Annotated in this window: 13 protein-coding genes, 3 tRNA genes and 5 pseudogenes; 8 read left to right on the top strand and 13 right to left on the bottom strand. The window is 42.6% G+C overall.

Annotated elements, in window-relative coordinates:
- Positions 1-352: 352 nt before the first annotated feature.
- The 3 genes from ltrA (ACDG22_RS10220) to ACDG22_RS10210 all read right to left on the bottom strand — a co-directional run bounded on the left by ltrA (ACDG22_RS10220) (position 353) and on the right by ACDG22_RS10210 (position 3,250).
- Positions 353-1,753 (bottom strand): group II intron reverse transcriptase/maturase, encoded by a 1,401-nt coding sequence (ltrA, locus tag ACDG22_RS10220; protein ID WP_370858877.1) that lies wholly within the window; start codon positions 1,751-1,753, stop codon positions 353-355.
- Between the two features lie 490 nt (positions 1,754-2,243).
- A complete protein-coding gene (locus ACDG22_RS10215; RefSeq protein WP_270231152.1) occupies positions 2,244-2,765 on the bottom strand; it encodes a DapH/DapD/GlmU-related protein in 522 nt (173 codons plus the stop codon).
- A 2-nt stretch (positions 2,766-2,767) separates the two neighbouring features.
- Positions 2,768-3,250: a flavodoxin gene (locus ACDG22_RS10210; protein WP_270231154.1), complete on the bottom strand. Its 483-nt coding sequence runs from the start codon at positions 3,248-3,250 to the stop codon at positions 2,768-2,770.
- An 823-nt stretch (positions 3,251-4,073) separates the two neighbouring features.
- Between ACDG22_RS10210 and ACDG22_RS10205 the strand changes: the two genes are divergently transcribed.
- Together ACDG22_RS10205 and ACDG22_RS10200 are read left to right on the top strand one after the other, a co-directional pair.
- Positions 4,074-4,460 carry an ISAon1 family transposase N-terminal region protein gene (locus ACDG22_RS10205; protein ID WP_007565224.1) on the top strand — a complete coding sequence of 129 codons (387 nt, stop codon included), beginning with the start codon at positions 4,074-4,076 and terminating at the stop codon, positions 4,458-4,460.
- A complete protein-coding gene (locus tag ACDG22_RS10200; RefSeq protein WP_155162804.1) occupies positions 4,426-5,418 on the top strand; it encodes an ISAon1 family transposase in 993 nt (330 codons plus the stop codon). Before ACDG22_RS10205 ends, ACDG22_RS10200 begins: the two co-directional genes overlap by 35 nt.
- A 129-nt stretch (positions 5,419-5,547) precedes the next feature.
- On the opposite strand, the gene ACDG22_RS10195 is transcribed toward ACDG22_RS10200, so the two are convergent.
- The 6 genes from ACDG22_RS10195 to feoB form a co-directional block, all read right to left on the bottom strand.
- Positions 5,548-5,620, bottom strand: a tRNA-Lys gene (locus ACDG22_RS10195).
- A 14-nt stretch (positions 5,621-5,634) separates the two neighbouring features.
- Positions 5,635-5,706 (bottom strand) — tRNA-Cys (locus tag ACDG22_RS10190).
- 318 nt (positions 5,707-6,024) lie between these two features.
- Positions 6,025-7,275, bottom strand: a complete 1,251-nt coding sequence (locus ACDG22_RS10185; protein WP_118485145.1) for a glycoside hydrolase family 88/105 protein — start codon at positions 7,273-7,275, stop codon at positions 6,025-6,027.
- An 80-nt stretch (positions 7,276-7,355) separates the two neighbouring features.
- A tRNA-Cys gene (locus tag ACDG22_RS10180) sits at positions 7,356-7,427 on the bottom strand.
- 77 nt (positions 7,428-7,504) lie between these two features.
- Positions 7,505-7,687, bottom strand: coding sequence for a FeoB-associated Cys-rich membrane protein (locus ACDG22_RS10175; protein ID WP_083779588.1), 183 nt, complete (start codon positions 7,685-7,687; stop codon positions 7,505-7,507).
- Positions 7,688-7,697: 10 nt separating this feature from the next.
- Entirely contained in the window at positions 7,698-10,178 is a 2,481-nt protein-coding gene (feoB, locus tag ACDG22_RS10170; protein ID WP_040312147.1) for a ferrous iron transport protein B, read from the bottom strand.
- Positions 10,179-10,490: 312 nt separating this feature from the next.
- Here feoB and ACDG22_RS10165 point away from each other — a divergent pair.
- Together ACDG22_RS10165 and ACDG22_RS10160 are read left to right on the top strand one after the other, a co-directional pair.
- A pseudogene (locus tag ACDG22_RS10165) lies at positions 10,491-11,991 on the top strand (4Fe-4S binding protein).
- Positions 11,992-12,028: 37 nt separating this feature from the next.
- A pseudogene (locus ACDG22_RS10160) lies at positions 12,029-13,135 on the top strand (aldo/keto reductase); the annotation flags it as partial.
- Positions 13,136-13,181: 46 nt separating this feature from the next.
- On the opposite strand, the pseudogene ACDG22_RS10155 reads toward ACDG22_RS10160, so the two are convergent.
- Positions 13,182-13,307 (bottom strand): annotated as a pseudogene (locus tag ACDG22_RS10155) (tyrosine-type recombinase/integrase); the annotation flags it as partial.
- Positions 13,308-13,422: 115 nt separating this feature from the next.
- Between ACDG22_RS10155 and ACDG22_RS10150 the strand changes: the two are divergent.
- From ACDG22_RS10150 to ACDG22_RS10135, 4 genes and pseudogenes are all read left to right on the top strand, one after another.
- Positions 13,423-14,577: pseudogene (locus ACDG22_RS10150) on the top strand (tyrosine-type recombinase/integrase); the annotation flags it as partial.
- A 571-nt stretch (positions 14,578-15,148) separates the two neighbouring features.
- Positions 15,149-16,957, top strand: coding sequence for a group II intron reverse transcriptase/maturase (gene ltrA, locus ACDG22_RS10145; protein ID WP_370858876.1), 1,809 nt, complete (start codon positions 15,149-15,151; stop codon positions 16,955-16,957).
- Between the two features lie 112 nt (positions 16,958-17,069).
- Positions 17,070-17,147: pseudogene (locus ACDG22_RS10140) on the top strand (integrase); the annotation flags it as partial.
- 20 nt (positions 17,148-17,167) lie between these two features.
- Positions 17,168-18,388, top strand: coding sequence for a site-specific integrase (locus tag ACDG22_RS10135; protein WP_007570615.1), 1,221 nt, complete (start codon positions 17,168-17,170; stop codon positions 18,386-18,388).
- Between the two features lie 67 nt (positions 18,389-18,455).
- Here ACDG22_RS10135 and ACDG22_RS10130 read toward each other — a convergent pair whose 3' ends face one another.
- The 3 genes from ACDG22_RS10130 to ACDG22_RS10120 form a co-directional block, all read right to left on the bottom strand.
- Positions 18,456-18,749 carry a helix-turn-helix domain-containing protein gene (locus tag ACDG22_RS10130; protein WP_007570616.1) on the bottom strand — a complete coding sequence of 98 codons (294 nt, stop codon included), beginning with the start codon at positions 18,747-18,749 and terminating at the stop codon, positions 18,456-18,458.
- Between the two features lie 15 nt (positions 18,750-18,764).
- Positions 18,765-18,962, bottom strand: a complete 198-nt coding sequence (locus ACDG22_RS10125; protein WP_007570618.1) for a helix-turn-helix domain-containing protein — start codon at positions 18,960-18,962, stop codon at positions 18,765-18,767.
- A 183-nt stretch (positions 18,963-19,145) separates the two neighbouring features.
- Positions 19,146-20,363, bottom strand: a complete 1,218-nt coding sequence (locus tag ACDG22_RS10120; protein WP_370858875.1) for a transposase — start codon at positions 20,361-20,363, stop codon at positions 19,146-19,148.
- Between the last annotated feature and the right edge of the window lie 248 nt (positions 20,364-20,611).

The following is a 20,611-nucleotide window of genomic DNA, read 5'->3' as shown; positions in this document are numbered from 1 at the left end:
ATTTGTGAATAAATAGATACCGGAATAAACGAACTGCATGCAATAAATGGAATAAGGTGTTTTTTCATAGGAAATAATGTTTTAACAAGTATAATTTAGTTTCGTGTACAAAAGTAATCTAAATCTGTCAACTTGTACAGACACTCCTCATAATATTCATTAAAATCAGACTGTCCTTTTAAAATATCCTTCTGCCGCAACATCATCGCTTTATATATAACCAATACAACTCTTGCTGTTATTTTTAGAAACACGACAACAGATTTTCAATCGAGTAGGAGGAACGGGATTAATTCCCGTTCCGACCTCTCACACCACCGTACGTGCCGTTCGGCATACGGCGGTTCCCTAATTAACCTTTAAATACAGGATGATAGTACATCTTAAAAGTAGGGTAACCAGCTCGAAGCAAACGCTCATCTGACAAAGCCGCCTGTACAGTGGGATGACTTGCCATTCGCCAGTATTTCTTACGACAAAAGGCAGCCATTCGCACACGGCTCTCATCGGGAATAAGCTTCTTCAGATTTCGATACCGGGTTCGGACTCGTTTCCAAAACTTCCAAATACACATCCGTATGCGATGACGGAGCCAACCGTCCCATTCCTTTATCCTACTTTTGAGACCTGCAAACTTAAAATAGTTGAGCCAACCACGGATATACCAAGTCAAACGTTGTTTACGATATTCGGAGCTCCAGCCGTTATTACGGCTGGTGAGTTCACGTATCTTAATCTTCATCTTCTTGATACTATCGACATGGATGTAGAATTGGCATTTGCCATTTCTACGACCAAAGGCATAGGATAGGAATTTGATGTCACGCATATAAGCAACATGGGTCTTATCCTTATTCACCTTTAGAAAAAGTTTCGTTTCAATAAAGGGAAGCAGATTATCCAATGTGCGTTGGGCGGAACGACGGCTTTTACAAAAGATGACCAAGTCATCAGCATACCGAACGAACAAATGCCCACGTCTCTCCAGCTCCTTGTCCAACTCATTAAGCATTATATTGCTTAATAAGGGGCTCAATGGACCACCTTGAGGAACTCCGACCGGACTGGCCTCTTTCTTGCCTCCTATAAGTACACCGGAGTTCAGATATTTATGAATCAGAGAAATGACACGACCGTCTTTGATGGTACGTGACAGGATTGCTATCAACTTACTATGGCAGAATGTATCAAAGAATTTCTCCAAATCCATATCGACCGTGAACACATAACCGGCAGAGATATATTCGCCACATTTTAATAACGCATCATGAGCACTACGATGAGGGCGGAAACCATAGCTGGTTGGTGAAAATTGAGGTTCATAAAGAGGTTGAAGCACTTGTGAGATGGCTTGCTGAATCAAACGGTCAACAACCGTGGGGATACCCAAGTTACGTGTCTTCCCATTCGACTTGGGAATCTCCACACGACGCACGGGGTTCGGATGGTAGTTACCATCATAAATGGAAGTTATTAGCTTATCCTTGTGGCAACGAAGATAAGGAAGCAACTCGTCCACTTCCATACGGTCAATGCCGCCACTACCCTTGTTACTCTTTACCTGTTTATAAGCAAGGTTTAGATTAGAAGGGGAAAGAATGTATTCCAATAACTCTCCTTTTTCATGTTTAATGGCTGTAAGATGATTTTCAGTTATCCCAATGAAAGTCTGCATACCAATCAGCACTTCAGGTTCCACCCTCTGCGCCGATTGGTCGGATAGAGTTTCTATGTTCTGCTTTCTTCCCATCATAAGGTAACATTCAGGTATCTTACATAATTAAGGTTCAGCCTTTCCCCATTATGGTGAGTAACAGGTACTATGGCTTCGGCTGACTTCTCACGACAAATCTTGTTTCAACCAGATACAGTTGTGGTGCATCTGTACGTGAGACCTCCCCAGATAAGAACGTACGCTTTCATCTCATATACCCTCTGATTCTACTACATAGGGATTCGGATAGTTATAGGACTTTATTTTGTTTAGCAAACTTGTCCTCCAAATGTAGCCTTATAATCAGTTTCTGTTCGTAGAGCCGAGAGTTTGCCGCCAGCTTCCTTCAGATTCCTCCTCGCGAAGGACACCCTTGCATTGGGCTAACGATTCCCACTATCAGGGCTCGTTCGGGACTTACACCCTATAGCGCACGCCCATGCTGGGCGTACCAATAAAGCCCCGCAACAACTTTGTTACAGGGCTCAAAATCAGTTTAAAATAAATTTTACTTTACAATAACAGAAGGTCAAATCCGTCGAAGCAACTTTGCTGGATTTCCTGCAACTATAGTATTCGATTCAACATCATGGGTAACAACGCTAGCCGCTCCAACTACAGCATTTTCTCCTACTGTAACACCCGGAAGAATAGTTGCACCAGCTCCAATCCATACTCCTCTACAAATATGTATCGGTTTACAGGTTATTATATGACGGTATTTCAAATCATGGTTATTGGATATAAGCTGAACATTAGCAGCAATCTGCACATCATCATCAATTGTTATTCCTCCTGCTGACATCATCAGACAGCCAGGCATGATAATCACATTACGCCCGAATTTCACATTACCAGTTCTGACACCAGCAAAAGGTATTTCGATACGACAATTTTCTCCCAGATTTGGAAAAACCTTATGTAATAATTCATAGTATTCTTCCGTGTCTGGCATCGTATGATTCAGACGAAAAATATGCTGTTTCAATACTTTCGCTTTATCCAACTCTTCAGCTGTTTGATGTAAGCAGTCAATTCTTAATTCTTCCATATTTACTTAATTATCTGTTTCGCCCAGTCTTTAGCCTGTCCTGTTCCGTTATTCAACAATTTACCCTCTCCCCATTTTATCTGAGGATAAAGTTTCTTGAGATACTTTATGCTATTGGTTATCGAACTACTTCCCGAAGTAGCAAATGGAATGATGGTCTTACCAGAGAAATCATATTTCTCAATAAATGTATTAATCGGACGCGGACATAAATTCCACCATATAGGATAACCCAGAAATACAATATCATAATCTTTCACATTAAGAACATCTCCACTCAATACAGGACGTGATTGTTCATCTGACATCTCTCTAGAACTTCGACTATTCTTATCCTTCCAATTAAGATCGGCTGAGGTATAAGGATCAGCAGGAGTTATTTTATAGGGTTTTCCACCTGTCACTTCAACAATGGCATTTGCAACCTTTTCAGTTGTTCCCGTACATGAGAAATAGGCCACTAAATTTTTTTTGCCTGACTGCACATCACTGTTTACACTTTATTTCTGTGCTCCTAACGAGAAACTAAAGCTGATAATTCCCAAAAGTGTTAATACTATACTTTTCATGACTTGTTTTGATTATTGTTTGACTATCTAATATGAAGTAGATTCATACACAGTTTTATAGATTTTAGGAAATTAAATTTTGCATTACCTTAAGTCAACATTTAATAATCTGTTTTTTAACAAGCACAAAAATAAAAGTTTTCTAATAGATATTCTTATACAAAATACTGGTTATCATACCATTTTTACTGAAAATATATAATGACCATTACAGTAAATCCATTTCTTTCGGATATTTTTATACAAGTCCTTCTCTATAATCCGAAAAACTCACACCTAAATTTTATTGAACATATCGACTAAAATGGACAGGTAATAAAACCCAAAACATATCGGAAGCCTGAACAAATGAAAGTGATTTATCTCGCAACAGTCATACTATATCAGATATTGTATAGCGATTTATCCAATAGCCAGCTCCATATCCACTTATTTGTTTTGATACTTCGATAGATATTTTGACGTGACACACAGACTATCAGCATAGTAGTTTCTTATGCCCTATAAGTTCCGTCTTTCAACATCTTTAAAGAACGATTCATAAGCGAAACTTTTTGTCTAGAGATTTCAATATCACTATAAATGCAGACATGAAAGTCAAAGAAATCAAGAATTACTACTTGCATGGCGTTTACTTACTGTTTCACAATAAAAGTGATACCCTGCATCATTTATTGGGTCAGTAGAAATTTAGTGGGGATTATTTTTTATACTCGTAAAGTATTGCTTACTTCGCATTATGAAAAACGATTATTTGAATATGCTAGCCAGCCTCGTGTTGCCGGCTCAGATATTAGATTACTTTCTTATCTCTGGAGTTGAACAAACCTCTCAAGAGATTCATATTAGTCTGGATGAAAAGATGAATTCCAAGTTAAGCAATGACGAACATTTTGAATCCAAAGGTTTTATGGAAGCTGTTAATGTGACAGACTTTCCCATACGGGACCATAAGGTAATCCTCAAGATCAGACGTCGTCGTTGGACGGACTTGCGCACAGGTAAAAGTTTCAGTATTCCCATCGACCTCGATGTTGTAGCCAAGGGAACCAGATACTCCAAAGAATTTGGGGCTTTTTTAAAAGAAACGTATGGAGACATCCCCAGTGACCTGCCGTACGCTTGAGGAATTCTATCATATAGATGGTCATACATTTGAAAAACAGTACAAGGAGGTTCTCAGCGGATATCGTAATTGGGAACAGTTATCCCATGCCGGTGAATGGATGCTGTTTCCGGAAAATATGGGACCGTATCTGGCGATTGACGAGACCTCACTCTCCAACGGTGAACTTTACACCTTTGTAACCAACCGTGATGCCTGTACGAGAGAGTGCTCCCTGGTAGCTGTCGTGGCAGGAACTAAATCAGAGGATGTAATAGCTGTGCTGCAACGAATTGACGAGGAAAGCCGTTATGCCGTTAAAGAAGTGACACTTGACCTTTCAGACTCCATGCGCAAGATTGTACGGACTGCATTTCCTGAAGCCAGCCGTGTGATAGACCGTTTTCACATTCAGAGATTAGCTTGTGATGCTGTGCAGGAATTACGCATCAAACACCGTTGGGATGCCATACAGCAGGCCAATGAGGAAATGGAAGAAGCTAAGCGGAAGAACGAAGATTATGTCCCATACCGATATTCCAATGGCGATACCCGTAGGGAATTACTTATACGCTCCCGGTATCTGCTTTTCAAGTCAGCTGATAAATGGACAGAAAAACAGAAGCAAAGGGCAGCAATCCTATTTGAGGAATACCCTGACATCAAAAAGGCATACGGTTTGTGCCATTCCCTGCGGATGATTTTCTCTAAGAACACCATAAAGGACGCTGCACGTCTGGCTATGGCACGATGGTATAATAAAGTAGAAGAAGCAGGGATGCATTCTTTTAATGTCATTGCTGCTACTTTCTATGAGCACTATGATGAAATACTGAATTTCTACAACCATCGTTCTTCAAATGCGATGGCAGAATCGTTCAATGCAAAAATTAAACTGTTCAGAGCAAATCTAAGAGGAGTAGCTGATAAGAAGTTCTTTTTATTCCGCATTGCGAAGCTATATGCGTATCCCCACTAAATTTCTACTGACCCCATTTATTCGCCGTACCCTCAGCTTTTACGTTGTCCCGTGAACTCGAGGTTTGAAAGAATTTGAGTAAAAATAAAAAACTAGCTTATTACATTCTAATAAGCTAGTTTTCTGAAGTACACCCTCAGGGATTCGAACCCTGGACCCACTGATTAAGAGTCAGTTGCTCTACCAACTGAGCTAAGAGTGCATCATTTATTTTAGAGGTTCCTGGCGGATTCGAACCGCCGTACACGGTTTTGCAGACCGCTGACTAAGCCACTCATCCAAGGAACCATTATTTTCAGCAACCGTTATTTTCAATTGCGATGCAAAGGTACAACTATTTTTGGAATAAACAATACTTTAACTGAAAAATATTAAAAAGAAATATATTATTTTTTTAGTAGACAAGGATTATCTTAAATAAAAAAGAGATTTTTGGAATCTAAACATTACAGACTTTAGTATTAAGAATCAACAAAATACATGCTCCTTTTTCACTTACCAGCAGATATCAGAAGAGTTTTAAAAAACTTACATCTATAATATAGATTTTACCTGCCGATAAATAGAAAAGAAGCATGTTCAATTCTTACAGATATATGATAAATATCATTTTTTTAATTCATATTCCAAACTTGCCATAATGAATGGTCCTATCGCCTTACCTTCATTACTTACAATTGTTACATCCTTACCACACAAATAATAACTAGCTGAACCATCACGAGAAGGATCTTTTGCCGGACCTAAACCAGCAGAACGGCAACTCTGATTTAAATTAATAGTCCCGTCATTATTTGATGTAACAAATGTTTTCAGAAGTCCCTGATATGCTTTTTCCGCAACCTTTTCATATGATTTTGGAAGAATACCCAGACGAACTCCCTTCAGATATGCATAAGTGAACATACTAGAAGCAGAAGATTCCAGATAGTTTGCAATACCACATTCTCCAACATACGAATTATCATATTGAAGAAGTTGGTACCAAACTCCGCTAGTTTTATCCTGCCAGCGCTTTAAACCTTTTGCTACAGTATTTGTAATAGTTACTAATTCCTTGTAGTCAGCATGAGTTTTCGGCATCACTTCCAATACATCTACTAAAGCAGCAAAGTACCATCCCATACCACGTCCCCAAAATTCTTTTGAGCAACCTTTGTATGGTTCAGTCTTATTCGCCCAGAAAGAATTGCTATCTTCCGGATTTGCTGACCAGGCATGATAATAAAGCTGTTTGTCCTTATCATATGTATGGCGAGCAATTGTTTTAAACTGGTGAGCGATATCTGTCCAAGCCTGCTCATTATCCGGTTCAAAATTAGCTTGCCATTCAGCATAAAAAGCAGCCCCCATGTAAAGTCCATCCAGCCACATCTGATCGGGATAAATATCTTTATGGAAAAAACATCCTTTTGCATCGCCCGACTGAATACGAGAATAATCATTCACCAAGTAATCATGCAAGAAATCAGCAGCTTTCTTATAACGGCTTGCATTATCCGTTCCATTTTGCTTGTCAAGTTCTTTTTCCCGCTTATACAAAGCAAAAAGAACTTTTCCTGAATTTATATTGTCTATATTTCCTTTTTTAAAATTCTTAAACGTACCATCCGGATTAATGGCATTATCCGCATATTCTTTTGCCCACTGATAATAGTTACCAGTCCAGTCAGCATATTGATACTGCTCACATAAATTAAGAAGAGATTTAGCTACAAGACCGTTTACATAATCCCATGACTTTCCATGAGTCCATTGTTTACCTTGTGATTGTGCCATTTCCTGCGAATAACGTTGCTGTGCTGTTGCAGAAACTGATGCCAGAAACAAGCATACAGAAAAAAATAATGTTTTCATGTTTTATTGATTTTATATGAATAATAGTTTTCCCATTACGAAAAAAGGTCGGCTGAATATATCAGTCGACCTTCCCTATGAGGTTCCTGGCGGATTCGAACCGCCGTACACGGTTTTGCAGACCGCTGACTAAGCCACTCATCCAAGGAACCATTTCCTAAAAGTAACCGTTTTTTCCCGATTGCACTGCAAAGGTATAACTAATTTTCGAATCTGCAATACTTAAGGGCTATTTTTTTGCTTTTCCCATGTCTTTACAACTTTGCTTATTCGACATAGCACAGCCCGAACAGCCACAACCGCAGCCACTTACCCCAGTTCTTCTTTTTCTGAAAAATTTAAAGAAGTGTTTCCCTGTGTACATCACACAGAGAAGCACTATGATATAAACTATAATATCCTGTACACTCATATTTCTTATTTTATAAAAATATACCTCCTACCTGATGAACCAGGAAAGCAACAATCCATGCCAGCAAAGTAGTATAACAGATTGTAAATGCAGCCCATTTCCAGCTGCCTGATTCATTTTTAATTGCTGCCACTGTTGCGATACATGGGAAATAAATCAAAACAAACAGCATATAACCATAGGCAACCAGCGGAGTAATCGGAATACGATCAGCAAGGTCGACCGATTCGATACCATCATCATTCGTATAAAGCACTCCCAAAGTACTTACAACAAGCTCTTTCGCACCTATTCCCGACAGAATACCAACACCCATCTTCCAGTCGAATCCCAATGGCTCTATTACAGGTTCAATAGCTTTTCCTATTTGTCCGATATACGAATTTTCCTGCTGTTCTGCCGTCGTAGAATAAGCATCATGATTAGGATAATACCCCAGGAACCAGATAATGACAGAAGCAATCATAATAATACCTCCCATTTTCTTCAAATATTGTGCTCCTTTTTCCCATGTATGTCGAAGTACAGATTTAGCAGTCGGCATGCGATAAGGAGGAAGTTCCATAACAAAAGGAGCATCATCTCCCCTCACAATAAAGCGGCTGAAGATACGTGCCATCAACACCGCCAGCAAAATACCTGTTACATAAATCGACAAAAGTACCAGACTAGCCTTTGAAGGGAAGAATGCTCCGATCATCACCAGATAAATAGGCAGACGTGCGCTACACGAAATAAGCGGATTTATCAGAATTGTAACCAGACGAGATTTACGACTTTCGATAATACGCGAAGCCATAATAGCAGGAACATTACATCCAAAACCCATAATCAGCGGAATGAACGATTTTCCATGCAGCCCCATTTTGTGCATAATCTTATCCATGATAAAAGCTGCACGCGCCATGTATCCGGAGTCTTCCATGAACGAAATAAAAATATAGAGAAACAAAATATTAGGCAAGAACACGATAACCCCTCCTACTCCTCCTATTATACCATCTACAATCAGATCTTTCAGCGGACCTGCCGGCATAAATGTTTCAGCCAACGATGCTATCTGCTCAACCAGCCACTCTATCCATCCTTTCGGATATTCTCCAAATACAAAAGTACATTCAAACATCAGATAAAGAAAGACAAAGAAAATAGGGAATCCCCATATTTTATGTGTCACAATACTGTCTACGATACGCGTAAACATTTCCGTATTCTGATTCTTCTCTGTATATGTTTCCTTTAAAGCCCCGGTTATAAATCCATATTTAGCATCAGTAATAGCCTGTTCGCTGTCTTCGTTCATCGATAAACGTATTCTCTCAGCTTCCTTATCGCGAACTCTTATCACCTCCTCACCATTGGGCAAAGTAGAAATGACACGCTGCTCAATATCTTTATCATTTTCCAACAACTTAATGGCTAGAAAACGTGTAGAGTACTTGTAACGGATATTTTCGTTCTTACATATCACCTCCTTTACCGCATCGATACTCCGCTCCAGTTCAGGCCCGTGATTAATGTGAATATGACGAATATAACTCTTTCCATCAAAATCATGAGTTTCCTCATCATGACTGCCATATTTATGATCGGGAACATACTTATCATGCCATTCACGATACTCGCGCATAGCCTCATCTTGTATTTCTTCCTTCTGACCAATAAAATCAGCGCCTTCATAAAGACCGATAATTACATGAAACAAGTTATCAATACCCTTTCCTGTACGGCTTACTGTTGGAACAATAGGCACTCCAAACAACTGTCCCAGTTTTTTATGGTCAAGCGTATTTCCGCTATGAAGAAGCGCATCATACATATTCAGCGCCACAACCATACGGACGTTCATATCAATAAGCTGAGCAGTCAAGTATAAATTACGTTCCAGGTTTCCTGCGTCCACCACATTGATTATCACATCAGGAGTTTCGTCAATGATATGCTTGCGCACATAGAGTTCTTCAGGGCTGTAAGCCGAAAGTGAGTAGGTACCCGGTAAATCAACCAGACGGAAATGATAACCTTGAAAATCGAAGTGTCCTTCCTTGGCATCAACTGTCACTCCACTGTAATTACCTACATGTTCATGCGAACCGGAAGCGACATTAAAAAGTGATGTCTTTCCACAGTTCGGATTTCCCACCAAGGCCACATTGATAGTACGCCGTTTCCCGCTGGCAATTTCCTTCAGTTTTGCTTCAGACACAGGAATATCTTCCGCTATCGGATCATGGAAGTGGGTTTCCTGCATGGATTCACGTGCTTCTTCTTCACTCATCACTTCTATCATGGCAGCCTCCTGCCGGCGAAGTGATATTTCATATCCCATAATTTTGTATTTGATAGGGTCTTTCAATGGAGCGTTTAAAAGGACCTCAACTGTCTTACCCTTTATAAAGCCCATTTCAATAATGCGCCGGCGAAATCCTCCATGACCCATTACCTTTATTATCACACCCTTCTCTCCTGTTTGTAGTTCCGATAATCTCATGTTTGTTTTTATTTTGCGGCAAAGATAAATCATTGAATCATGTTGTGCAAGTTATTTAGATTGTTTTTAAATAAAAGATAAAAAAGAGTTTTTCATGGTCATATAAATGCCCAAATATGAGATATGAAAAGAGCTCATAACTTTTCGTCTGCACACTCATCAAATAATACGAATGCTTTTCAAAAGTTATCGATTCTGCTTCAAGCAGTAACAATCCTTCACTTTTCCCTGGGAATGATATTCAACAATACAAGTTTTTTCGTACTTTTGCTTTCAAACAGTTTTGACAAGTAAACTTAAAAATTCAAAATCATGCTACGGAAAATCAGAACGATACTGGCAACGATATGTATCCTGCTTATTACACTACTGTTCGTCGATTTCACGGGAATGTTGCACACCTGGCTGGGCTGGCTCGCCAAAATACAGTTTCTTCCCGCAGTGCTGGCACTTAACGCCGGAGTTATCTTATTTTTAGTTGTGCTTACTCTTGTAAGCGGCCGTATCTATTGCTCGGTCATATGCCCTTTAGGTATATTTCAGGACATCGTGGCACGAATAGGCAGAAGAAAGAAAAAAAATGCCTTACTCCTATTCCAAACCTAAAAGCTGGTTACGGTATACCATGCTGATTTTGCTCGTCGTAGCTTTCGTCGCCGGCATACATGCATTTGTAGCACTGCTCGACCCTTATGGAATCTATGGACGCATGGCAAACAATTTATTCCAACCCGTATGGATGTGGGGGAATAATCTGCTGGCTAGTATTGCAGAACGGGCAGACAGTTATGCATTCTACCAGACTGAAGTATGGCTCAAAAGCCTGCCAACCTTTATAGTTGCAATAGCAATGGCTGTATTGGTCGTCGTATTATCGTGGAGAAACGGCAGAACTTACTGTAATACAATATGTCCTGTAGGTACGATATTGGGCTTCTTATCACGTTACTCACTGTTCCGTATCTGCATTGACAAAGAAAAATGTAACCAGTGTACACTCTGTGCACGCAACTGTAAGGCTTCATGTATTGATACCACAAACTATCAGGTAGACAGCAGCCGCTGTGTTGTCTGCATGAATTGCATCGAGAAATGCAAGAAGAACGCTATTCATTATCGGTTTGCCTATGCCAAACAAGACAAAAAACAACCAGTCAGCCAGCCGAAGGGCGAAAACAGAAGAGAGTTTCTCGCTAGTTCTCTGCTTCTGGTAACCTCCTCCCTTCAGGCACAAGTAATAGAAAAAGCGGAAAAAATCAAGATGGATGGAGGTTTGGCAGATATCATCGAAAAAAAAGCTCCTAAACGCCAAACACCGATAACTCCTCCGGGATCACAGAGCGCACGCAATATGCAGCAACACTGTACAGCTTGCCAGCTATGTGTTTCTGCATGTCCGAATGACGTTTTACGTCCTTCTCAGTCACTTGACACATTCATGCAGCCTACGCTATCATACGAACGTGGTTACTGCCGTCCGGAATGTACAAAATGCTCGGAAGTTTGTCCTGCCGGTGCAATCCTGAAGATAGACAAAGCAGAAAAATCATCCATACAAATCGGTCATGCTGTATGGGTTAAGGAAAACTGTATTCCACTTACAGACAAACAAGAATGCGGCAACTGCGCCCGTCACTGTCCGGCAGAAGCCATATCCATGATACCCTCTGAAGCCGGAAATCCTGAATCACTCAAGATTCCTGCTATCAATACAGAGAAATGTATCGGATGTGGAGCATGTGAAAATCTCTGTCCGGCACGTCCGTTCAGTGCCATTTATGTAGAAGGGCACGAACATCATCGTATGATTTAATCTTTCTTCAAACAACTCTTTTCAAAAATTACAGAAAATGGACAAGCAACATAATATAAACCGTAGAGATTTCCTAAAGATAGTAGGTATCAGCACGTTAGGAGCAACCGCCTCTCTCTACGGATGTTCCCCAAAAAAAGATTCGGAAAAAGAAGAAAATACCACTGTACCTGTAGGTAAAATGACTTACCGTAATTTTCCTCCATACGAAGACAAGGTATCATTGCTGGGATACGGATGTATGCGCCGGCCAACCCTTCCTGCTCCTGACGGAACAGGAAATGTCATCGACCAGGAAGAGGTGAACCGACTGGTAGATTACGCTATCGAACATGGCGTAAACTATTTCGACACTGCTCCGGTTTATGTACAAGGATGGTCGGAAACATCGACAGGTATTGCCCTGAAACGCCATCCACGGGAAAAGTTTTTTGTAGCCACCAAGATGTCAAACTTTTCAAACTCCGATTATGATTTCGGAGTAAAGATGTACCATAACTCACTGAAGAAACTACAAGTAGATTACATCGATTACTATTTGCTTCACATGTTAGGCGCTCCGGGAAAGAAAGGACTGGAAGGACGTTTTCTCGACAATGGTTTGCTTGATTTCTTGTTAAAAGAGCGAGAAGCCGGAAGAATCCGTCATTTAGGATGGTCGTTCCACGGCATTAAGGAAGAATTCGACAAGGCACTTGCCCTGCACGACAAGTATCATTGGGATTTTATCCAAATACAGTTGAACTATTCGGACTGGAAGCATGCTTCTGGAAATAACATAAATGCTGATTATCTGTATAGTGAGATAGCTAAAAAAGATATTCCGGTAGTAGTAATGGAACCTTTGCTGGGAGGAAGACTTTCGAATATACCGGAACATATTTTCACACGCCTGAAAGAACGGAATCCGGAAGGGAGTGTAGCTTCGTGGGCTTTCCGGTTCGCCGGTTCACCCGAAAAGGTTCTGACGGTATTGAGCGGAATGACTTACATGGAGCACTTGCAAGATAACATACGTACTTATTCTCCACTTGTACCACTGACTCAGGAAGAAAAAGACTTCCTTGAAGAAACAGCACAGCTGATGCTACGTTATCCGACCGTTCCGTGTAATGACTGTAAGTATTGTATGCCTTGCCTTTATAAGTAATATTTAGAAATGCAATAAAAAACAGAATGGTGCGAATTTAACGTAAATCGTTTATAATTAAGCATTTTACAAGAATTGCATGATAGTCAGACCTGCAAAATAAAACAAAATATTGCAGCGTTTCAGTTACCAGACTGTTAGCCGCCTGTTTCGGAAACAACGGCAGGTAACCGGATTTTTACCGGTAAAGGCAGAACGGATTTTTATTCACTGTTTATCAATGTTTTGCATACCAAAGAACGCTTTTGAAAGGAGTATTTTTACAACCTAAAAAAGAGCGTATGAAAGTGGAAAAATTCAAGGTATTGCTCTACCTGAAAAAGAGCGAGCCGGGCAAGACCGGCAAGGCCCCGATCATGGGACGGATCACCCTCAACCGCACGATGGCGCAGTTCAGCTGCAAGCTCTCCTGCACCCCCGGGCTGTGGAACGCGCGTGAGAGCCAGCTGAACGGCAAGAGCCGGGAAGCGGTGGAGACCAATGAAAAAATAGAAAGACTGCTGCTTGCCATACACTCGGCCTTCAATTCCCTCATGGAAAGAAAAAGGGATTTCGATGCCGCTGCGGTCAGGGACATGTTCCAGGGCAATGCGGGCATGCAGATGACCCTGCTCAAACTTCTCGACCGGCATAACGGGGAAATGAAGGCCCGTGTTGGTGTGGACCGTGCGCCCACCACACTCTCGACCTACCTCTTCACCTACCGCACGCTTTCCGAATTCATCAAGGCGAAATTCAAGGTTCCGGACCTTGCCTTCGGGCAGCTCAACGAGCAGTTCATCCGCGACTACCAGGATTTCATCCTTCTGGAAAAGGGATATGCCGTGGACACGCTTCGCGGCTACCTGGCCATCCTGAAAAAGATCTGCCGCATCGCCTACAAGGAGGGCCACTCGGAGAAATACCATTTCTGCCACTTCAAGCTGCCCAAGCAGAAGGAAAGTACGCCGAGGGCATTGAGCCGTGAGAATTTCGAGAAACTGCGTGATCTGGAGATACCGGAAAAACGCAGGTCACATATTATCACCAAAGACCTCTTCCTCTTCGCCTGTTACACCGGCACCGCCTACGCGGATGCGGTAAGCATCACCCGGGAGAACCTTTTCACTGACGACGGGGGCAGCCTCTGGCTGAAGTACCGTAGAAAGAAAACCGACTACCTCGGACGTGTCAAGCTGCTTCCGGAAGCCGTCGCGCTGATTGAGAAATACCGGGACGATACCCGCGAGACTCTTTTCCCACCACAGGACTACCATACCCTCAGAGGAAATATGAAAGCCCTGCGTCTGATGGCGGGACTCAGCCAGGACCTTGTCTACCACATGGGGAGGCACTCTTTCGCCTCGCTGGTCACGTTCGAGGAGGGAGTACCGATCGAGACCATCAGCAAAATGCTGGGACATAGCAATGTCCGGACCACACAAATTTACGCCCGTGCGCCCAGAATGGTCGCTTAATAAATACTTCTTTAGCAAGAAGTTAGGATTGGGTTCGATATAATCCTATCGTCAATCAGTTTATCCAAAGGGGAAACCCGATGGGGAGTGTAGCATACTGATTAAAGCTCCAAGTCCACTAATAGTCAGGTGGCGACTGAGGGGCAAGACGAAAAGACATACATAAGGATGAAGCCTTGATTGGTTGAATGATAGTTCAGTGGTACCAAATCTTGCAACAACGGAAGACTATTATACATACGTTGTTTCATAGTACTCTGCCTATTTTGTGCGTTAGTGCAGAGCATAAAGAACCGACTATGACACAGCCGCAATAAGCGGACAAGAACGAAAGTCGCATCCGACAGTATGTCGTGCTAATAGTTATTAAGAGAACTAACTGGGGATTACCTAAGTCGGAACGCTGGAACAAACAGCTATAAAGAAAGCTTTTGAATATCCGATATGGTAACGGAACTTCCGTAGTAGTCCGAGCAAGGGAAAGCCTTGTACATGGCGAAGGGAAGTAGTCTGTAACTTTAATACAAACAACGGAAAACGTGAGAGACGTATGAGAAATCCAGAGCAAGTATTAAACATTTTAGCTGGACACAGCAATGAGCCCGAGTATAAATACGAAAGGCTTTACCGTATTCTATTCAATGAACAGATGTTCTTTGTCGCCTACCAACGTATGTGTGCAAAGCCGGGCAACATGACACCCGGCACAGATGGCAAAACTGAGGATGAAATGAGCATTGACAGGATAAACAAACTCATAGAGAGTATAAAGGATGAGACTTATAGTCCCAATCCTGCAAAGAGAACTTACATTCCGAAAAAGAATGGGAAGATGCGTCCGCTAGGAATACCGTCTTTTGAAGACAAATTGGTTCAAGAGGTAGTAAGAATGGTGCTTGAAGCCATATATGAGGGACACTTTGAGTGGACATCGCACGGTTTCAGACCCAACCGAAGCTGCCACACAGCACTGAAAAGTCTACAAAACAATTTCAACGGTGCAAAATGGTTCATTGAGGGAGATATAAAAGGCTTCTTTGACAACATAGACCATAATGTGCTGATAGAAATAATGAAAGGCAGAATAGCAGACGACAGATTTCTTCGTCTGATACGGAAATTCCTCAATGCAGGGTACATGGAAGAGTGGCAATTCAACAAGACTTATTCAGGGACACCGCAAGGTGGTATCATAAGCCCTATTTTGGCAAACATATACCTAGACAAGTTCGATAAGTACATGGATGAATATGCCAACAAATTCAATAAAGGGACAGCAAGAAGCCGCAACAAGGATATTTGCAAACTCAACAGCAGAGTACACTACCTAAAACGTAGGATAAATGAAGTAGAGGATGTAAACGTAAGAACAAGGATGGTAGAAGAACTGCACGAAAAGCAGAAGCTGATACTTACAATGCCGAGTGGCAATGATATGGATGTAAACTTTCGCAGGTTGAAATACGTGCGCTATGCCGATGATTTCCTTATCGGAGTTATCGGAACGAAAAACGAATGTGAGAGAATCAAAGCTGACATCACTAAGTTTATGCAGGAAAAGTTAAGACTGGAGATGTCACAGGAAAAGACTTTGATTACAAATGCACAAGACAGCGCAAAATTTTTGGGTTACGAAATATATGTCCGTAAAGACTATGCCACAAAGAGAAACAGTAACGGAACAGTGCGCAGATACTTCAACGGGAATGTGATACTACACGTTTCAAGAGAAGTAATAAAGAACAAGCTGCTCAGCCTCGAAGCCATGAAAGTTGTCACCAAACACGGCAAGGAAACATGGGTGTCAAAAGGCCGGACTTATATGATTGACAATGAATCGCACGAGATTGTAGCTCAGTTTAATACCGAAATACGAGGGTTCTACAACTATTACTCAATAGCAAACAATGCATCGGCTTTGGGACGCTCTTTCGGCTGTATTATGAAGTTCTCCATGTACAAAACTCTTGCTCAAAAGCTGAATATGTCAGTGAGAAAAGTCATTGAAAGATACCGCAAGGACAATCTCTTTGCAGTGCCTTTTGTAAACAAGGGAGGAGAAACCAAGTACAGGGTATTCTATAATGAGGGGTATGCCCGTAAAACGGATTGTGAAACAGCCCCAAGTGACAATCTGCCGTACATGTTCAAAACGCCATCGTTGAGTCTGATAGAAAGGCTTACAACAAAAACGTGCGAACTATGTGGCAAGCACGGAGAAGTGGTAATGCACCATGTCCGCACACTCAAAGAGTTAAAAGGTAAAAATGACTGGGAACGCAAAATGCTCTACATGCACAGAAAGACTTTGGTTGTATGTGCGGAGTGTAACGCAAAAATCCAGAGATGTGTCAAGTAAGATGATGTTACAGATGGAGAGCCGTATACATGGAGACGTGTAAGTACGGTTCGGGGGCAGGCAAACGAAAACCTACCGCTGTAAAGCGGAAAGGCGTTGTTTGCCGAGCCTACGTGTCAGCCCGAAGCGGCTGTTCGAGGACATGGACAGGTTCATCGAGGCAACCCGTGATTTGAAACTCATTCTTTAACCCTAAAAAATATCATTACCATGCGCAGTACATTCAAGCTCTTATTCTACATCAACCGTAACAAAGTGAAATCGGACGGCACGACCGCCGTCCTCTGCCGGATCAGCATTGACGGCAAGAAGTCAGCCGTTGCCACCGGCATCTATTGCAGGCCGGAGGACTGGGACAGCAAGAAGTGTGAGATCAGAACAGTCAGGGAAAACAACCGCCTCGCCGGTTTCCGTGACCAGCTGGAAAAGGCATACGATAATCTGCTGAAGCATCAGGGAGTGGTCACGGCCGAACTGCTCAAGGCCACCGTGTCAGGTGCCAATTCCGTGCCGGAATACCTCCTGCAGGCCGGAGAGGTGGAACGCGAACGTTTGAGAATCCGCTCGGCAGAAATCAACTCCACCTCGACCTACCGCCAGTCGAAGACCACGCAGCTCAATCTCAGACAGTTCATCGAATCCCGCGGAATGAAGGACATCGCCTTTTCGGACATCACCGAGGAGTTCGCCGAATCGTTCAAGGTCTTTCTTAAGAAGGAGCTGGGCTACAGGAACAGCCACGTGAGCCACTGTCTGTGCTGGCTCAACCGGCTCATCTACATCGCCGTGGACCGGGAGATATTGAGAGCCAACCCGATAGAGGATGTGGCATATGAAAAGAAAGAACCGTTAAAGCTAAGGCACATCAGCCGGGGTGAGTTGAAGCGGATGATGGAAACCCCGCTGCCCGACCCGATGATGGAGCTTGCACGCAGGACGTTCATCTTCTCCTCGCTGACCGGTCTGGCCTATGCGGACACGAGAGCACTCCATCCCCGGCACATCGGAAAGACCTCGGAAGGAAGAAAATATATCCGCGTCTGCCGGGCCAAGACGGACGTGGAGGCGTTCATCCCGCTGCATCCCATAGCCGAACAGATACTGGAACTTTACAACACCACGGATGACGACAGACCGGTATTCCCGCTGCCGGTCCGCGACGTCCTCTGGTACGAGGTACATGGAATGGGCGTGGCATTGGGCATGAAGGAGAACCTGTCCTACCACATGGCCCGCCATTCGTTCGGAACCCTGATGCTGTCCTCCGGCATCCCGATAGAGAGCATCGCCAAGATGATGGGCCATACGAACATCAACAGTACGCAGGTCTATGCACAGGTTACCGACCGGAAGATATCCGGTGACATGGACCAGCTGATGAAAAGAAGACAGAAAGGGGATACGGTCCTTCTGACGGAAATGTCCGAATAATGAAATGCCGGCCGGAACCATTAAACATTGGTTCCGGCCGGCATTCTTAAATATTGAACGCCCCCGATTATATCAGGGCCTCATGATAATTATCCTCCAGGAGTTTCTCAATGTCGGATACCTTATACAAAATTTTTCCGCCCAGCCGGATATAAGAAATACGCCCCTGGTCCCTATAATCCTGCAGGCATCTGCGGCTGATTCTTAGCAGGTCCGACAACTCCTTGTCAGAGAGAAAACGCTCGCCGTTAAACAGGGGGCGGTTATCCTCCGCAAGCCTTTCCAGCTTCGTCTGGATGTTATCCAGCAGGCCAAAGAACCGGCGGACACTACCCGTCTCTTTGCTAATAATCCCTTCCATGCTACTTCCGATTAATTATTCATTCTTTCTTTTTTCTCTCACCGCCTTTTCCTTGCGTTTCATGGCGACATAGGCCATCAGCTTTTCTACGTCCTCCGGCCTGTAATAGATTTTCCGCTGGATTTGGGTGAATGCCAGCCGTCCGGTATCCCGGAGAGTCTGCAGGGTACGTGGAGAGATGTCAAGACGCAGGCAGACATCCTGGTTGTCCATTCACTCTTCCGGTTTCTTTTCCCTGTTCTTTTCATACAAGCGGTCCGCCTGTGCGGACAGGCTCTCAGTCCGAGCCAGCATCTCCTCAAAGATTCCGGCTTCAATGTAATATACTTCCATTTTTCTTGTTTTTATTTAAAATTGCTTCCTGTCAGGCAATAGTTCGTTAAAAATTCGCCAAGCCTAAGCGGCTCTGGCAGTAAATAAAATGAGTTCTTTGAAAAGTTTGTCAATAACTTGCGGGTCTGGGCTAATCCCAAACACGCAAATAAATCGTTCAAGCATATAAGCATTGTGTATGAATGACTTGCAGGAGGATATGGAATAGGCTATTCCGAGCCTCTTACATGCCGCTTTGGCCAAGTTGACAGCAGCAAGCGATGCATTGAAGTGAAAATCCAATTTCCTGAAGTCGGTAGACTGGCAGCTGGTGATTCCTGCATGCTGCTTGCCATCTCTAAAGCAAAATTCCAACTGGAACCTGGTTCTGTAATAATCCAGCACCTCACGTCCATCCATGGAATCGTCTGTAGAGAAATAAAGTTGCCACTTGTCTGTTCTTCCGTCCATCGGATACCAGATGGCTAAGGAAACATACCTTTTGAAAGCTTTAGCATAAACCCTCAATCCGTATAGCTTTCCTTTGTTCACCTCGTATTCCTTGCACCGGGTCAAATCCAGATTGGCAAAGTCAATCCTGCCGTCAAACCACTTGGGATGACCACGTTTTCCTGTTTTCTTTTCCAATGTCGGATAGTACAGGACAACATCATTCCTAAAGCGGCTGATAACATGGAAACCGTTCTCACACATAGGCGTTACGAAAGTTTCCTTGGAAAAGAATGCGTCTGCAACCACCGTTCTGGACAGGCTCTGTAGCTTGTCTTTTCTACTGATAAGATAGCTGCTGTACCAGTCAACGAGGTTCTTGTCCATATTATCCAAGGTCTTACAATCCGGTGTCTGAATGGAACCTAAAGTCATGCATTCATGATTGTCGATGTCAATGACACCGATGCCCATGATTTCCAGTCCACGCTTGTATTCTCCTGCACAACCAGACCAGAAGTAACCTATCCAAGGTGTCTTCTTGCCTGATTTGGGAATATAGGAAGGGTCGATGGCGATGGCTTTTCTTTTGCCTGTGAGATGCTTGCTGATGACAGATCCGTTGAACGCAAACCAGTCGAAAGTTTCATGCTCAAAAAGGTTGCGATAAGTCTGTTCTGAGAAACAGCCATATCTGCCCAATTGGAGGAAGTTTATACGATCCGGGATGGCCATGAATAATTTCATGGTGTCCATGAACGTTTTTTCAAAAGGTTTTTGTATATTCGCTACTGATTTGAGAGCCGACAGGCACTCGGATTGGTATTGCATAAGGAGTGTTTCTTTAGTCATAATCAGAAGAGTTCAGAGACTTCTAATTTACTAAGAAATAACGAATTATGCAATACTTTCCTCCTTTATTATCAGCAGGTTAGTTCTCTTTTTTCAGCACATTTCTTCATGCTTAACCATTCGTTTTTGACAACATTTCAATGACCTCTTTAGTGTTTCCGAACCAGCTTTTGCCGGTTCTATTGTTTAACTTTTAATTTTTCGGTAAAAATTTACCGAAGTATTGGTCAGGAACTCAAATTATTGAA

The organism is Phocaeicola coprocola, from assembly GCF_041333015.1.
GTDB lineage: Bacteria > Bacteroidota > Bacteroidia > Bacteroidales > Bacteroidaceae > Phocaeicola > Phocaeicola coprocola.
This window is presented reverse-complemented; position numbering and strand designations above follow the sequence as displayed.

What these genes read in the sequence shown, in the direction of transcription:
- ACDG22_RS10135 (WP_007570615.1), top strand. Translation starts at nt 17,168, where the DNA reads ATGCGCAGTACATTCAAGCTCTTATTCTACATCAACCGTAACAAAGTG.
- feoB (WP_040312147.1), bottom strand. Translation starts at nt 10,178, where the DNA reads ATGAGATTATCGGAACTACAAACAGGAGAGAAGGGTGTGATAATAAAG.
- ACDG22_RS10120 (WP_370858875.1), bottom strand. Translation starts at nt 20,363, where the DNA reads ATGACTAAAGAAACACTCCTTATGCAATACCAATCCGAGTGCCTGTCG.
- ACDG22_RS10205 (WP_007565224.1), top strand. Translation starts at nt 4,074, where the DNA reads ATGAAAAACGATTATTTGAATATGCTAGCCAGCCTCGTGTTGCCGGCT.
- ACDG22_RS10185 (WP_118485145.1), bottom strand. Translation starts at nt 7,275, where the DNA reads ATGAAAACATTATTTTTTTCTGTATGCTTGTTTCTGGCATCAGTTTCT.
- ACDG22_RS10175 (WP_083779588.1), bottom strand. Translation starts at nt 7,687, where the DNA reads ATGAGTGTACAGGATATTATAGTTTATATCATAGTGCTTCTCTGTGTG.
- ACDG22_RS10130 (WP_007570616.1), bottom strand. Translation starts at nt 18,749, where the DNA reads ATGGAAGGGATTATTAGCAAAGAGACGGGTAGTGTCCGCCGGTTCTTT.
- ACDG22_RS10125 (WP_007570618.1), bottom strand. Translation starts at nt 18,962, where the DNA reads ATGGACAACCAGGATGTCTGCCTGCGTCTTGACATCTCTCCACGTACC.
- ACDG22_RS10215 (WP_270231152.1), bottom strand. Translation starts at nt 2,765, where the DNA reads ATGGAAGAATTAAGAATTGACTGCTTACATCAAACAGCTGAAGAGTTG.
- ltrA (WP_370858876.1), top strand. Translation starts at nt 15,149, where the DNA reads ATGAGAAATCCAGAGCAAGTATTAAACATTTTAGCTGGACACAGCAAT.
- ACDG22_RS10200 (WP_155162804.1), top strand. Translation starts at nt 4,426, where the DNA reads ATGGAGACATCCCCAGTGACCTGCCGTACGCTTGAGGAATTCTATCAT.
- ltrA (WP_370858877.1), bottom strand. Translation starts at nt 1,753, where the DNA reads ATGATGGGAAGAAAGCAGAACATAGAAACTCTATCCGACCAATCGGCG.